Here is a 12791-nt window from a genome sequence, read left to right on the forward strand (position 1 = left end):
ATTTCCTCCCGATTAAAAGCTCTTCGTTGGATCTTCTTCCGCTTCATTATTTTTCGGAGGATCTATACCAAAATCCGAGAGATTATAGCCGATAGACACTAAATCTTTCTTCATTTCATCGTCAGACTTTTCGTAATATAGCCCGCTAAATGACTCGATCGGGAACTCTTTCGGAGCATTCTCTGCATTCTTAGCTTGCTCATCCGTTTCTTCTCCCGGAAAAACAACATCAAGCGCCACCTTTGTGTCCTTGCCTTTACCGGTTTTAGACAGTTTAAAAATACGCTGGTCAAGTTTTCCGCTATGCTTTTCGATTGTCTCATACAACGTCTTTGCTTGTGTCGCTGTAACATCAATCACAATAGGTTCGTTAGCCTCCAAATCAAAGAACCCAAAAGCGAATCTTGATTTACGTGCTAACTGTCCTGCTGCTTGGTGGTCATCGTCGAACTTTTTCTTCGAGCGTTCATATAACGCTTTAGAGATGATATCCCATGGTGTAGGATTCTCGTACACAAATTCCCCATCTTTTTTATAAATATTTGATGGATTTTGTGCCGTAAATGTAGCGATTTTTGGATTCTGGAAATGCGAATAAGTTTTCGCTTCCATAACATCCGCAGTTCCTAAAACTTTTACCGTGTATTCGGACCCGCTACCGAACTTTGAAAACTTATTGTCGGCAGTAGCATCAGCTGTACCTCCTGTGAAACGTTTTAATGCGTCTGCCCCTAATGCGTAATTACTCATACAATTACCTCCGTTAATTTCGTTTTACCAACTCGGAAACCCAAAATCGGTATTTGAACGCTTATGCGCTCAATCGAATACACCCTAACAAATGTACTCGATTGAAAGCCCGCTGTTGCGGACGTTCAAGTGAGTCCAAATTTCTTACTTACGTCTTTAGCTTGACGTAATTTGTCGTTAATGTTTGAAATCTCCGTCTTAATAAAATCGATTTTATTTTGTATAATCGACTGTGTTTCAGGATTAAAAACTTTTAACTTACGAATTTCAGCTTCATGCATTTCTATAAGTAAGGAACGTTTCTTACCGTTTAAATAGCGTTCTTCCTTATAGACTTCTCGTTTGACAATTTCGATAATATTCTCAAATAAATCGCAATCATCAAATCTAGTCTTGCGATATACAGTTAGTACATTGTAGCCATCTTCGGATACAACAATTGCCAATCCTTTAGCGTAATATGTTGTCTTACCAGTTTCATCTATTGAACGTTCTTTAGCTGTCGAAACCAACTGTGACAATTTATTCGCTGCTTCATGACGTTTTGACGAATCGGACACTCTCTCTAAATATCGCTGGTAGGCGTGGTTAGTTAGATTTAACTGACGCATATAATCGCCTCCAAACTTACGTAGTCCATCGGGTCGTCGTCTGACTTAAATCCTCCGTTGTATACTATGTCAGTATGTCGCTCATCTATTAGGGCGACTGTCTCGTTCAAACTTTCTATTTCGATATACATTTTAAACACTCTCTTTCGTTTTTTTATGTTTTAATTTCGTTTATTTCGGGTATATATTAATACGTTAATTGATAAATTATAATATATTGACGAAAATTACCTTTGTTGGTAACATTAAAAATGGAGTATAGCTATGCTGAAAGGCATTCCCTATAATCTCCGAACTGTTCGAAAGTATAATTACGCTTCAAGCGCTTTATACTTCTCTCAACAGTTTTGCTCGATAATCCTAATATTCGCCCGACTAAAGCGTAGCTAGGTTTATCGCATTCAAGCCACGATTGAACAATTGCCGTTGTTCTTTCGTCAGCTCCGTCAAGCAATCCTATAATCAGTTGCCGCTGATTGGAAAGCTTGGCGGACGCTTTTTCGTTGTAATCGTCATAAGGGATTACATCTATTAACATCGATTCGTCTCCCTCGAGATCATTCTTAGTTTTCGAGTTTAAGCTCGTGGGAGATATAGACTGCCAAGTCGCTAAATTTCGATACTCTTTTCTATCGTCAGAAAAGAATTTTAACGTTCGAAACTTAGCCGCTTTGTACTCGCGACCTTTTGCACTAGGGTCAAGGAGTACATCATGCGCTATTGTTTGCGCTATATCCGTATCCTTTATTCCTAAGAATTTTACGTAATTCGTTAGTTTTAATATTAAGTTTTGATTTAACATGAAGTACCTCCTACTTATTTATACCGGTCAGTTTAGAAATCGGACAAATAATATTTAATTAGTTATCGAATTGCCGTTCGAATAACTGATTATTACTATAAAGGACATTTTTGTCCGTTTCAATAACAGAGGTGTTACATTAATGTTACAAGAAGATTACAAAGAAAATTTAGTTGCCCGCTTATCTGACTTACTCGATGACTCTGGAATCACTCAAAAAGAACTTTCGGAAAAGATTAATGTTTCTTCTAAAACAATTCAAAGAGCTGTTAATAGCGGCGATCTCACGAATATACATACACTGATAGAAATCGCCAACTACTTCGATGTAACTGTCAGCTATCTGATAGGCGAATCAGACGAGCGCAATTAGCGCTCTTTTTTTTATTCTGTAAACTCTTTTATCGACTGTGGTTTTTCAGTGTCTAACCTTCCAGGATTATAATGACGTCTAATAAGCATCACGGTATCATCATCGTCAAACATATTCGAATAGTATGATTCGACAGCATTTCCAACGTTGTCCTTAGACGCCTCAATCGCTCCATCAATATCTTTTATCCCACGCAAAGCATCTTCATAAAATACTTTGCTATCATTCGACAACTCGTCCATATTTATGTCTGACTTGAATGCATCTACATACGGCTCTAACTGCGCAAACATACGCGTGTTTATCTCATCTTCACTTCTAATGACGTTAGATTTAACCGCATAATAATCAACCGCTTTTTCAAGTTCAAGCGAATATGTTTCTAGCTTCTCGTCCTCATTATTGTACTGACTACCGCATGCCGAAAGTAACACAGACGACAAAAACACAGTCGATATTATTTTTCGCTTCCTCATATTAGCACCTCGTTAAATGATTAATTCTTTAACAATTGGAATAGACTCGAATTCCAACCGCTTAACATTAATCGTACCAAACTCATTGACATCTTTGAACGGTATTTTGTCGGAATCTTTTATCTTTTTTATTGAGGGTATGTACATACGCAGTTTTTCGTATGCTATACTATTAAATCTCTCTCCAGCTTCGTCAAAATCTCCGCCCAGAATAACTTCATCGACACCACTTGACGCGATTAATTGCGCTTGAATATCGTTCAAGCTTGCTCCTCCTACTGCTACGGCAAAGATTCCAGCACTTTGCCATGTCATCGCATCGATTTCCGCTTCACACAACACAATACGTTTTAGATCACGATCCACGACGTGATTGATACCGTACACTAAACGATTAACAGGCGTTGCTTCTTTTTCGTACCAAAATATTTTGGACTGTTTATGGCGGTATTTTATCGTTGCTATTCTCCCGTTAATGTCCCTCCAAACAATACCTATGCTATTGCCATTATCAAATACGCCATTTAGTTCGACAATCTTCGGATGAATCCCACGACTATCTAAATACGTCTTATCTAATGGCTTTTTCGAAATTAAACTTTCGTCTAATGTAACGATACTTTTTCGAATATATAGGGGCTCTATGTCTAGCGATAACGAAGTGTCCATATACTCGTAGTCATATTTCGCTAGTAAATAGTCAACAGTTTCTTCATACGACTCGTTACGCAAAAACGATAACAATTTTTGAAAGTTACCACTTGCGTACTCGTCATCGTATGCACCGCTGTCTTTCCATGTTCCAGCGTAATCTCCTTCTTCTACATTCAAGAAAAACGACGGTGTACTATCATAACGAAAAGGAGAGCAAGCAGTCATTTTATCGCCTCTCCACGTAACCTTATCGAACTCAAACATTTCTATTTCTTCTCGAAGATTTACGTCTACTAGACGTCCTTTTATTTTTATTTTCGCCATGAAAGTCCCTCCGTTCAAAAATCTCCGAACATATCGCCATTAATGTTCATCTCTTTCACGATACCAACGTTAGGAATATATACGAATTCTTTTGTCGTACCCTCCCCACCGTTACGTCCTTTGTTGATGCCGATAACACCAGCTTTTTGACGGTAGTCAGTGTCTAAAGCTATTAATACGCTTGCGTCCTCTAATAACGATTTAGTCTTTTTTACTTCTCTTCTTTTCGGTAGTTTAAGCGCTCGACTTTCATCTTTATCTTGCTCCTTATCGTCTTCTTCGGCTTGGGTAATAGCGAATACAACAACGTCTTTTTGACCAGCTAATCGACGTAACTTTTTAGATGTTTCGGCTGCGTCCCCTCCTGCCGTCTTGCTTTTGTTCGCTTCATAATCTAGGTAGTAAAATGGATCGATAACAACGACATCTGCATTAACTGATTCAATATCTGACTCTAGTTGCCGTAAATTTCTCTCATAGAAGTCCTCGTCATCTACAGAACGTATAAATATGTTTCCTTTCATTGAAGAATTTAATTCATCTAACATATTCATGAAATCAGTCTCCATATCATCACTTAGTGAGCCATTTCTGATCAAGTCCGCACTATAGCCACTTTCATATTCTTCTAATGTCTCATCGTCGGTATATAAAGTTTTTCCCTCTAACGCAGACATGAATGTGAACATCCGAGTCATTACCTCGTAAGCCGACATTTCTAACGTCCAAAGCAGAACGTTTGCCCCTTCACGTGCTAAATGAACAGCGTCGTATGTTGTAATAACAGATTTACCTCTACCGCTTCGAGCATAGAATACGTAAACACTTCCACTCGACCACCCCCCTACTTCTTCGTTAATATAGCTGAATGAGCTATTCCAAACTTTTACTGAACCGCCTATCTTACGTTTCATGTACTCTGACTTAAATCTACCAACATCATGCTTGAGGTTTTTTCCGAACGTTTGTTCGTGTCTATTGTTATTATTAATCATTTGCAACTCATCTGTCAAGGAATCAATAAGATTTTGCATATTATTTTTTCCGCTATCAAAATTAGATTGTAGGCTATCAACAAAATCTTTGAATTCGAATTGAGCCTTCCGATTCTTAACCTCTTTCGCTAGATACTCAAAAGAATCGATAACACCAGGTACATACGTGAACCTATCGCCGAACTTATCAACAATAGTTGCATATGAAGGAACTTGTCCTCGATTATGTTCAGCGTATTCGATTAAAAATCTGTAGACGTCCTTATCTCCTTTATTTACGAACGTTCGTTCTGATACTCCGTTCTTATGCAACTCCGAAAGTGATTCGACATCGATAGCTTTCGACAGCATCATCGCTCCAAAATTATTACTCATTACCTGCGCCCCCTCTTACTTTCTCCATCGAATGGCATTTCGATACATTGGTCACGAACTCTGTCGTATAACCTAGAGTCAAAAATATTAGCCAGTTCTTTCATCGACACATTACTTGTAAAAACTGTGGGTCTACCGTTAGCTACTCTAGTGTTAATAATCGTATGAACATAGCCTCTAAAGGCTTCTGTCGATGATCGAACGCCAATATCATCGATAACTAGAAATTCTATACCTGAATATCGAATAATGTCGTCCTTTATACTTTCCATTGCATCTCCATCTTTCGACATAGTAGCGAGATTGTATTTATTTTGCCACTCCGTTAAGTCGAGAAATAACGCTAATTCCTGTGGCACTTCCAGCTTTTGTTTTACGTAATACATGAATCGTCGGCGTATATATTCATTGATTAAAGCAGCAGCCGTTGTCGTCTTACCAGTTCCCGGACTATCCGATACTAGATAAAGATTTTTAACTCGTACATTGTTCATCGTAAAAGATTTAACATAAATTCCTAATCTATCGTAAATATGCGATTGCTCTTCTTTTGCTGGCGAATTTGACAATGTTATGTTCTGATAATCAATCGGCAATCCTGTCGATGTATATCGCCTAGTAATAGCTATATATGGCGTGCACTGCGTTGTGCATTGAGGCAACTTCCCCGCTTGATTGCAAACGCTAGATAGCGGACATTTAGTTTCGTTAGTCTGTATCATCAGTTACTCCTTTTCGTTTTTATTTCGTTTAGAAAGTTATAACCTAGTGTCGTCATATTAACGAGCTTCTAACTTTCTTCAAGTGCTACAATTTTACTAGCTTCTAATAAGCCCTAACATCCTCAATCACTCCTTGTTGAGTACTGAATCGTCTACACTTAGTTGGACAAATTCTATGAGAATAGATATTGTTAAATTAAGAAAGTAGGCGATTTTTATGACAAGAGAAAGAAGAACTTTTAGTCCTGAATTTAAATTACAAATGGTAAAGCTTTATGAAAATGGTAAGCCTAGAAATGAAATTGCTCGTGAATATGATTTAACACCTTCGGCGTTAGGGAAATGGATTAAGCAACATCAAAATACTGGTTCATTTAACCATCAAGATAACTTAACTAATGAAGAAAAAGAACTAAGAAAATTACGTAAAGAAAATCAACAATTGAAAATGGAAAATGATATTTTAAAGCAAGCAGCGCTGATCATGGGACGAAAATAGATGTCATTCGAAAGAATGCCAATAAATATTCAGTATCAGCAATGTGCAAAGTCCTGCAAATCTCTAGAAGTAGTTACTATTACGAAATTAACAAATCACCCAACGTTGAAAAAGATGATCGAGATAAGGAAATTAGCGATAAAATTATCGAGATTTTCAATTCTAATCGCAAATGTTTTGGAACAAGAAGGATTAAAAATGAACTTATCAAAAATGGTTTAAATGTCTCAAGACGACGTATAGGACGCATTATGAAAGCAAATAAATTAGTATCTTCTTATACGACATCGAAGTATAAATCATTTCCTTCTCGCTCAAGTGAACGCGAAATCAATAATGAATTAAATCAAAGTTTCAATAGAAAAGAACCATTGGAAGTTCTTGTCAGTGATTTGACATATGTAAAAGTGGCTGGAAAATGGCATTACATATGTTTATTTATTGATCTTTTTAACCGTGAGATTGTTGGGCATAGCGCAGGCTCAAAGAAAGATAGCACGCTTGTATCCAAGGCACTTAGTAGCATTAGACACGATTTAAGAGACGTACAAATGTTTCACACTGACAGAGGAAAAGAGTTTGATAATCACATGATTGATGATGTACTAGATACCTTTGGTATCAAAAGATCTTTAAGCATGAAAGGATGTCCATATGACAACGCAGTAGCTGAAAGTACATTTAAAGCGTTAAAAACTGAATTCATTAAACAGTATGATTTTAAATCTATTAATCACTTAAAACTCGAATTGTTTGATTATGTTAATTGGTATAACAACATTCGACCTCATAGTGCATTAAATTATCTGACGCCGAAAGCGTACAAAGATAGTTTCTATAAAAACTGTCTAGAAATCTGTTGACATACCATTCTTTAAGAGTACGCCTATAAGACTCTATATCGCCTTCAAGTTCAAATATTCTATTCTTTTCATGTTTGCTTAAATTCATTTAACTACCTCCTAACTACCTTTCACTTAGTTCAGTATTTGCGTAATTTATTTACTCTTTCTATAAACTCTATTGTTTTCATAGCACCATCTCTTCCAATTTAGTAATTAAATCTTTTTGAGACCTGAAAGAGATGTCTGTATATTCCTTCAAATTCTGTACTTTTCATCTAATCTCCTTTTCTAAATAAAAGTTTAATTTTATTCAAATGGTTCATTTATTCCGTATCTTTTACAATCTTCAATAAATTCGTTTTGTACCTCATCATAATATTTTGACGCTTGCTCTTGATAATATCTATAAGTTGCTAAAGTTTCTTTAGCTGTGATATAGCCATACTCATGAAAATTTGACATTATTTCTTCGTACCTCTCACGCCATTCATATTCTGATTCTTGTAGTGTTTTATTTTCAATATGACACTTCTTTCTTTTCTCTTTTTCCATGTTATCCTCCGTACTTAGCTTCTCGAGCTCTAACACCCAAGTGGTTTTAAATTTATTCGTTCATTTTCATTATAAAAGCCTCTCTAAACACGTTCTATTTTCGTTTAAATTTCGTTTTAATGTTTATACCCTAAAATGAATTATCGGCGGTTATACATCGTCTATGTCGTTTTCAGGGTATTCTCGCTATTATATCTGGAATCTTTTAAATAAAGTCCTACTTCGATCGCTTTTAAGCGCTTAGAAATCTCCCTTGTCGATAAAATTATAACGAAAATTAAATACGCTTCGAACATCGATAGTCCAGAAACTCTTAATGTGACGAATAGCAAAAACATAACGCCAAAATCAACTATCCAATTTTTCATTTACGCTCTTCCTCCTGATTATGATAAAAACCAATCGTCAAGATCATTCGAATTATCATTCGAAATTAGCTCACGACTTTTTGACGCTTCTGCAACACTTCGAAGTTGTTTTTGAGCTCTCTGTAAATCTGATTGCCTATACGTCCATAAGAACCCGAAAGTAGGTGCTGGATATTGTTCCGTTGCCTTATACTCCGAAAATGTCAAGTCAATAAATGCTTTTATTAAGCGTCTTTCATGCGATCCTTGTTTCTTTTTAGTACCGACAATATTACCAATTAAACCTCTTTCGAAATTCCAAGACCGCATAGGTGCGTAATTAACCCCGAATTTCTTATCGGTTAAATCGTCCATATACCCAAAAAAATGGTTAACGTTCCACTCATCTACCGATATTTCATAATACTGCTTAGCCAATTCACTTACCTCCGTTATTAGTATTTATTTCGTTATATTAACTACGATAATAATAACGTCTTTAATATCGATATATTGAGACCGTTAATAGAAAACCTTTTCGGCTTTTCTTTTACAAGAACGCCGAACTTGACTATGGGTCAATTGAGAATCTTTAGATTCGAAATTAAGGTTTATTATTAATTATCGTTATTATTAATCGTTATTATTATTAATATATGTCCGTGGAATGAACATAGGGTACTACTCACTGACGACCATACCCCACTATCCAATGATGAAATTACACGTCATTTAGCGTGTACCTATTTGTAATTTTACAGCCGTCTTTTTTATCGAATCTTTGCTCGATTTTAATATAATTTTTGCGTTCGAGAATTTTCAAATGTCTCCCTAATGTTGAATTACTCACGCCTGCCAGTTCCGCTATTTTCTTACGAGACGGTCTACCGCTCTTAGTTTGATCATTACAGAGTAACGCTAAACAAAGATAAATGCCTTTCGTTTTACTGTCCACTGACGAGTCTCCAGCAAGCGTTTTTGGTATCATTACAAATGGCTTTCTTTCATTCACGTTATAACACCTCCCAATTCAACATACCGGTCATTTATATAAATCGGACACTTTTTCGTTAATTTTTTTTGAACAAAAAAAAGACGCTAATAAATAGCGCCTTAAATGTGTCCTAACGGATTATGTTTTCGGTGGTCATCATATAGATCTTTCGAAAATAAGCGAACATATACACGAACCATTTCCAACGTTTGGTGTCCGAGAATATCTTGTAAAACGAATATATTTCCGCCACTTCGCAAATACATTTTAGCGAAAGTATGCCTAAATGTATGAGGAGAAACGCGTACTTTATCGATACTTGCCCGTCTGCCATAAATAGATAGTCGATCTTGTATTGACCTTCTTTGGAATCGTCTATCTAAACTCGATATAAAAAGAGCATCCGTAGAACTTATGCCTCTTACTTTTACATATTTCTTTAGTGTCGGTTTTAGTTGAACCGATAGCGGGACATTTCTTAGATGGCCGTTCTTGCCTTTAACCGAAATGAAATTATCGGAGAAATTAACATCGTCTACATTTAGTGAAACTAATTCTCGTATCCTAATTCCGGTATCAAGCAACGTTAGAATTATTACATAATCACGCAAACCAACAAAGGTTTTAACGTTTGGCTGTGCTAATAGCTTTTTGACATCCGTAGAGCTAAACGTAACAATCGACTTTGTCTTAGGCTTTCGGATAACATAATCATCAAAAGCATTTTCACTTTCGATGCCTTCTTTTACGAGAAAAATTGAGTATGCTTTAAGCGCTCTAAGGAGCGGTTGTATACCCGATAACTTATTCTGACGTGTTAAGGTATGGAACGATACTAAATCGTCTATATGCTTGCGTAAAACTGCTCTTGGAGGGTATCTTCCGTAAATATCTTTAAATCGATTTTTATAATTCGAAAATCTTTCACGGTAAAATTTAATCGTTTCTGGAGAAATGTCTCGCGATCGTCTATCCGCGAGAAATCTTTCGACACAATCATCGAAAGTTAAATCTGTGGATTGTTCGGATTTTATATCATCACGACGAACTATGACGTCATCATCCGAAAGAAGTGTTCGTCTTTTCAAAATAAATAACCGTCCTTCTATGCACGGGATTTTTTGTCGTTGGCATATCGGTTCGGTTTACGTTCTATAAATAGCGTCATGACGGGATTTTGCTTGCGAAACCTCTAAAAACGATTTTGAGTCCCGCGCGTCTGCCAATTCCGCCACACCGGCAAATGTATATAAAAAAACTTCCAACTATTCAATACTATAAGGAAGTAAAAATGGAGCGGAAGATAGGGCTTGCACCTATATCTCTTTCCGGGAAGGAAAGTGTTCTAGGAATTGAACTACTCCCGCATATTATAAACTTATATAATTTAAAATGGAGCGGAAGATAGGACTTACACCTATACCTCTTTTCAGGAAGAAAAGTGTTCTAAAATTGAACTACTCCCGCATAAGAATATCAATGGAGGCGGCAACCGGATTTGAACCGGTGAATAGAGGTTTTGCAGACCTCGGCCTTACCACTTGGCTATGCCGCCAAAAGTAACTGGGCTAGCTGGATTCGAACCAGCGAGTGACGGAGTCAAAGTCCGTTGCCTTACCGCTTGGCTATAGCCCATTAATTTTAAATAAAGGGCGGTTGATGGGAATCGAACCCACGAATGTCGGAACCACAATCCGATGCGTTAACCACTTCGCCACAACCGCCATGGCAGGGGCAGTAGGAATCGAACCCACATCAAAGGTTTTGGAGACCTCTATTCTACCGTTGAACTATGCCCCTATTGATATGGTGGAGGGGGGCAGATTCGAACTGCCGAACCCGAAGGAGCGGATTTACAGTCCGCCGCGTTTAGCCACTTCGCTACCCCTCCAAATGATGCCGGCCAGAGGACTTGAACCCCCAACCTACTGATTACAAGTCAGTTGCTCTACCAATTGAGCTAGGCCGGCAAACACAATGGTGGTTCAGGACGGAATCGAACCGCCGACACAAGGATTTTCAGTCCTTTGCTCTACCGACTGAGCTACTGAACCATAAAATAATGGCGGTCCCGACGGGAATCGAACCCGCGATCTCCTGCGTGACAGGCAGGCGTGTTAAACCGCTCCACTACGGGACCTACTAAAATTGCGGGAGGCGGATTTGAACCACCGACCTCCGGGTTATGAGCCCGACGAGCTACCGAACTGCTCTATCCCGCGCTAATATTAATTAATAAATGGCGGAGGAAGAGGGATTCGAACCCCCGCGAGCCGTTAAGCCCCTGTCGGTTTTCAAGACCGATCCCTTCAGCCAGACTTGGGTATTCCTCCATAAAATGGACCTTGCAGGACTCGAACCTGCGACCGAACGGTTATGAGCCGTTAGCTCTAACCAACTGAGCTAAAGGTCCTAAAGTAAGTTTTATTAATTAAATAGTGGCGGCGGAGGGGATCGAACCCCCGACCTCACGGGTATGAACCGTACGCTCTAGCCAGCTGAGCTACGCCGCCATATTTTGATACATACTATTAAATTTTAATGGTGGAGACTAGCGGGATCGAACCGCTGACCTCCTGCGTGCAAAGCAGGCGCTCTCCCAGCTGAGCTAAGCCCCCATTTGATTATTAAGATATCGGGAAGACAGGATTTGAACCTACGACCCCTTGGTCCCAAACCAAGTGCTCTACCAAGCTGAGCTACTTCCCGTAAGGTAACAAGTAACGCGCCCGATAGGAGTCGAACCCATAACCTTTTGATCCGTAGTCAAACGCTCTATCCAGTTGAGCTACGGGCGCATATAATGGTGCCGAGGACCGGAATCGAACCGGTACGGTGATCTCTCACCGCAGGATTTTAAGTCCTGTGCGTCTGCCAGTTCCGCCACCCCGGCATTATTAATGGAGCAGAAGACGGGATTCGAACCCGCGACCCCAACCTTGGCAAGGTTGTATTCTACCGCTGAACTACTTCTGCATATGCGGGTGAAGGGAGTCGAACCCCCACGCCGTAAGGCGCTAGATCCTAAGTCTAGTGCGTCTGCCAATTCCGCCACACCCGCGAATATTTATCATGGTGAGCCATAGAGGATTCGAACCTCTGACCCTCTGATTAAAAGTCAGATGCTCTACCAACTGAGCTAATGGCTCAAAATGGTGCCGGCCAGAGGACTTGAACCCCCAACCTACTGATTACAAGTCAGTTGCTCTACCAGTTGAGCTAGGCCGGCTATTCAATTAAAAATGGTGGAGAATGACGGGTTCGAACCGCCGACCCTCTGCTTGTAAGGCAGATGCTCTCCCAGCTGAGCTAATTCTCCAATTATGTATTTACCTGGCACCGTCCTACTCTTGCGGAACGTAAGTCCGACTACCATCGGCGCTAAAGAGCTTAACTTCTGTGTTCGGCATGGGAACAGGTGTGACCTCTTTGCCATTGGCACCAGATAAACATTTGAATGCTTATACATTCA

Annotated in this window: 13 protein-coding genes, 23 tRNA genes and 1 rRNA gene; 2 read left to right on the plus strand and 35 right to left on the minus strand. The window is 38.8% G+C overall.

Features of this window, described 5'->3' with window-relative positions; genetic code table 11:
* Window positions 1-12: 12 nt before the first annotated feature.
* The 3 genes from C7J90_RS11040 to C7J90_RS11050 form a co-directional block, all read right to left on the minus strand.
* Window positions 13-750 (minus strand): hypothetical protein, encoded by a 738-nt coding sequence (locus C7J90_RS11040; RefSeq protein WP_103208549.1) that lies wholly within the window; start codon window positions 748-750, stop codon window positions 13-15.
* A gap of 125 nt (window positions 751-875) precedes the next feature.
* A complete protein-coding gene (locus C7J90_RS11045; protein ID WP_103208548.1) occupies window positions 876-1361 on the minus strand; it encodes a hypothetical protein in 486 nt (161 codons plus the stop codon).
* A gap of 262 nt (window positions 1362-1623) precedes the next feature.
* Window positions 1624-2163: a hypothetical protein gene (locus tag C7J90_RS11050; RefSeq protein ID WP_103208546.1), complete on the minus strand. Its 540-nt coding sequence runs from the start codon at window positions 2161-2163 to the stop codon at window positions 1624-1626.
* Between the two features lie 142 nt (window positions 2164-2305).
* On the opposite strand from C7J90_RS11050, the gene C7J90_RS11055 reads away from it, so the two are divergent.
* Window positions 2306-2536: a helix-turn-helix domain-containing protein gene (locus C7J90_RS11055; RefSeq protein WP_103208544.1), complete on the plus strand. Its 231-nt coding sequence runs from the start codon at window positions 2306-2308 to the stop codon at window positions 2534-2536.
* Window positions 2537-2547: 11 nt separating this feature from the next.
* On the opposite strand, the gene C7J90_RS11060 is transcribed toward C7J90_RS11055, so the two are convergent.
* The 4 genes from C7J90_RS11060 to C7J90_RS11075 are packed head-to-tail and all read right to left on the minus strand — an operon-like array spanning window position 2548 to window position 6082.
* Window positions 2548-3012 (minus strand): hypothetical protein, encoded by a 465-nt coding sequence (locus tag C7J90_RS11060; RefSeq protein ID WP_103208543.1) that lies wholly within the window; start codon window positions 3010-3012, stop codon window positions 2548-2550.
* 12 nt (window positions 3013-3024) lie between these two features.
* Window positions 3025-3990, minus strand: a complete 966-nt coding sequence (locus C7J90_RS11065; RefSeq protein WP_103208541.1) for a toprim domain-containing protein — start codon at window positions 3988-3990, stop codon at window positions 3025-3027.
* A gap of 14 nt (window positions 3991-4004) precedes the next feature.
* Window positions 4005-5360 (minus strand): DnaB-like helicase C-terminal domain-containing protein, encoded by a 1356-nt coding sequence (locus C7J90_RS11070; RefSeq protein ID WP_103208539.1) that lies wholly within the window; start codon window positions 5358-5360, stop codon window positions 4005-4007.
* Window positions 5360-6082, minus strand: a complete 723-nt coding sequence (locus C7J90_RS11075; protein WP_103208537.1) for an ATP-binding protein — start codon at window positions 6080-6082, stop codon at window positions 5360-5362. Before C7J90_RS11075 ends, C7J90_RS11070 begins: the two co-directional genes overlap by 1 nt.
* Before the next feature lie 217 nt (window positions 6083-6299).
* Between C7J90_RS11075 and C7J90_RS11080 the strand changes: the two genes are divergently transcribed.
* Window positions 6300-7444, plus strand: a protein-coding gene (locus C7J90_RS11080; protein ID WP_103209691.1) for an IS3 family transposase whose coding sequence is annotated in 2 segments (ribosomal slippage) — window positions 6300-6546 and window positions 6546-7444 — 1146 coding nt in all. Because the reading frame shifts where the segments join, the coding sequence is not laid out codon by codon here.
* A 288-nt stretch (window positions 7445-7732) separates the two neighbouring features.
* Here C7J90_RS11080 and C7J90_RS11085 read toward each other — a convergent pair.
* The 28 genes from C7J90_RS11085 to rrf form a co-directional block, all read right to left on the minus strand.
* Window positions 7733-7978, minus strand: coding sequence for a hypothetical protein (locus C7J90_RS11085; RefSeq protein WP_103210286.1), 246 nt, complete (start codon window positions 7976-7978; stop codon window positions 7733-7735).
* A 386-nt stretch (window positions 7979-8364) separates the two neighbouring features.
* Window positions 8365-8763, minus strand: a complete 399-nt coding sequence (locus C7J90_RS11095) for a hypothetical protein (protein WP_103210282.1) — start codon at window positions 8761-8763, stop codon at window positions 8365-8367.
* Window positions 8764-9046: 283 nt separating this feature from the next.
* Window positions 9047-9337 carry a winged helix-turn-helix transcriptional regulator gene (locus C7J90_RS11100; protein ID WP_103210281.1) on the minus strand — a complete coding sequence of 97 codons (291 nt, stop codon included), beginning with the start codon at window positions 9335-9337 and terminating at the stop codon, window positions 9047-9049.
* A 101-nt stretch (window positions 9338-9438) separates the two neighbouring features.
* Complete coding sequence (locus C7J90_RS11105; protein ID WP_158701929.1) at window positions 9439-10407, minus strand: tyrosine-type recombinase/integrase; 969 nt, start codon at window positions 10405-10407, stop codon at window positions 9439-9441.
* 204 nt (window positions 10408-10611) lie between these two features.
* Window positions 10612-10686 (minus strand) — tRNA-Gly (locus C7J90_RS11110).
* A 26-nt stretch (window positions 10687-10712) separates the two neighbouring features.
* Window positions 10713-10786 (minus strand) — tRNA-Gly (locus tag C7J90_RS11925).
* Between the two features lie 13 nt (window positions 10787-10799).
* Window positions 10800-10874 (minus strand) — tRNA-Cys (locus C7J90_RS11115).
* Between the two features lie 8 nt (window positions 10875-10882).
* A tRNA-Gln gene (locus C7J90_RS11120) sits at window positions 10883-10954 on the minus strand.
* Between the two features lie 16 nt (window positions 10955-10970).
* Window positions 10971-11043: transfer RNA gene (locus C7J90_RS11125), tRNA-His, on the minus strand.
* Between the two features lie 2 nt (window positions 11044-11045).
* A tRNA-Trp gene (locus C7J90_RS11130) sits at window positions 11046-11119 on the minus strand.
* A gap of 7 nt (window positions 11120-11126) precedes the next feature.
* Window positions 11127-11210, minus strand: a tRNA-Tyr gene (locus C7J90_RS11135).
* Between the two features lie 6 nt (window positions 11211-11216).
* A tRNA-Thr gene (locus C7J90_RS11140) sits at window positions 11217-11289 on the minus strand.
* 8 nt (window positions 11290-11297) lie between these two features.
* Window positions 11298-11373 (minus strand) — tRNA-Phe (locus C7J90_RS11145).
* A gap of 9 nt (window positions 11374-11382) precedes the next feature.
* Window positions 11383-11459: transfer RNA gene (locus tag C7J90_RS11150), tRNA-Asp, on the minus strand.
* An 8-nt stretch (window positions 11460-11467) separates the two neighbouring features.
* A tRNA-Met gene (locus C7J90_RS11155) sits at window positions 11468-11541 on the minus strand.
* A gap of 18 nt (window positions 11542-11559) precedes the next feature.
* A tRNA-Ser gene (locus tag C7J90_RS11160) sits at window positions 11560-11652 on the minus strand.
* Window positions 11653-11658: 6 nt separating this feature from the next.
* Window positions 11659-11732 (minus strand) — tRNA-Ile (locus tag C7J90_RS11165).
* A 26-nt stretch (window positions 11733-11758) separates the two neighbouring features.
* Window positions 11759-11832, minus strand: a tRNA-Met gene (locus C7J90_RS11170).
* Window positions 11833-11861: 29 nt separating this feature from the next.
* Window positions 11862-11937, minus strand: a tRNA-Ala gene (locus C7J90_RS11175).
* Between the two features lie 17 nt (window positions 11938-11954).
* A tRNA-Pro gene (locus tag C7J90_RS11180) sits at window positions 11955-12028 on the minus strand.
* Window positions 12029-12043: 15 nt separating this feature from the next.
* Window positions 12044-12117: transfer RNA gene (locus tag C7J90_RS11185), tRNA-Arg, on the minus strand.
* A gap of 6 nt (window positions 12118-12123) precedes the next feature.
* Window positions 12124-12212, minus strand: a tRNA-Leu gene (locus C7J90_RS11190).
* A gap of 8 nt (window positions 12213-12220) precedes the next feature.
* Window positions 12221-12295, minus strand: a tRNA-Gly gene (locus C7J90_RS11195).
* 3 nt (window positions 12296-12298) lie between these two features.
* A tRNA-Leu gene (locus tag C7J90_RS11200) sits at window positions 12299-12380 on the minus strand.
* A gap of 12 nt (window positions 12381-12392) precedes the next feature.
* A tRNA-Lys gene (locus tag C7J90_RS11205) sits at window positions 12393-12468 on the minus strand.
* 4 nt (window positions 12469-12472) lie between these two features.
* Window positions 12473-12548 (minus strand) — tRNA-Thr (locus tag C7J90_RS11210).
* A gap of 14 nt (window positions 12549-12562) precedes the next feature.
* Window positions 12563-12638: transfer RNA gene (locus tag C7J90_RS11215), tRNA-Val, on the minus strand.
* 12 nt (window positions 12639-12650) lie between these two features.
* Window positions 12651-12765 (minus strand): 5S ribosomal RNA (gene rrf, locus C7J90_RS11220).
* Between the last annotated feature and the right edge of the window lie 26 nt (window positions 12766-12791).

It is taken from the genome of Staphylococcus felis, from assembly GCF_003012915.1.
In the GTDB taxonomy this organism is placed as follows: domain Bacteria; phylum Bacillota; class Bacilli; order Staphylococcales; family Staphylococcaceae; genus Staphylococcus; species Staphylococcus felis.

Bases quoted from the DNA above. Each gene is read 5' to 3' on its own strand.
- C7J90_RS11040 (WP_103208549.1), bottom strand. From the start codon at position 750: ATGAGTAATTACGCATTAGGGGCAGACGCATTAAAACGTTTCACAGGA.
- C7J90_RS11045 (WP_103208548.1), bottom strand. From the start codon at position 1,361: ATGCGTCAGTTAAATCTAACTAACCACGCCTACCAGCGATATTTAGAG.
- C7J90_RS11050 (WP_103208546.1), bottom strand. From the start codon at position 2,163: ATGTTAAATCAAAACTTAATATTAAAACTAACGAATTACGTAAAATTC.
- C7J90_RS11055 (WP_103208544.1), top strand. From the start codon at position 2,306: ATGTTACAAGAAGATTACAAAGAAAATTTAGTTGCCCGCTTATCTGAC.
- C7J90_RS11060 (WP_103208543.1), bottom strand. From the start codon at position 3,012: ATGAGGAAGCGAAAAATAATATCGACTGTGTTTTTGTCGTCTGTGTTA.
- C7J90_RS11065 (WP_103208541.1), bottom strand. From the start codon at position 3,990: ATGGCGAAAATAAAAATAAAAGGACGTCTAGTAGACGTAAATCTTCGA.
- C7J90_RS11070 (WP_103208539.1), bottom strand. From the start codon at position 5,360: ATGAGTAATAATTTTGGAGCGATGATGCTGTCGAAAGCTATCGATGTC.
- C7J90_RS11075 (WP_103208537.1), bottom strand. From the start codon at position 6,082: ATGATACAGACTAACGAAACTAAATGTCCGCTATCTAGCGTTTGCAAT.
- C7J90_RS11085 (WP_103210286.1), bottom strand. From the start codon at position 7,978: ATGGAAAAAGAGAAAAGAAAGAAGTGTCATATTGAAAATAAAACACTA.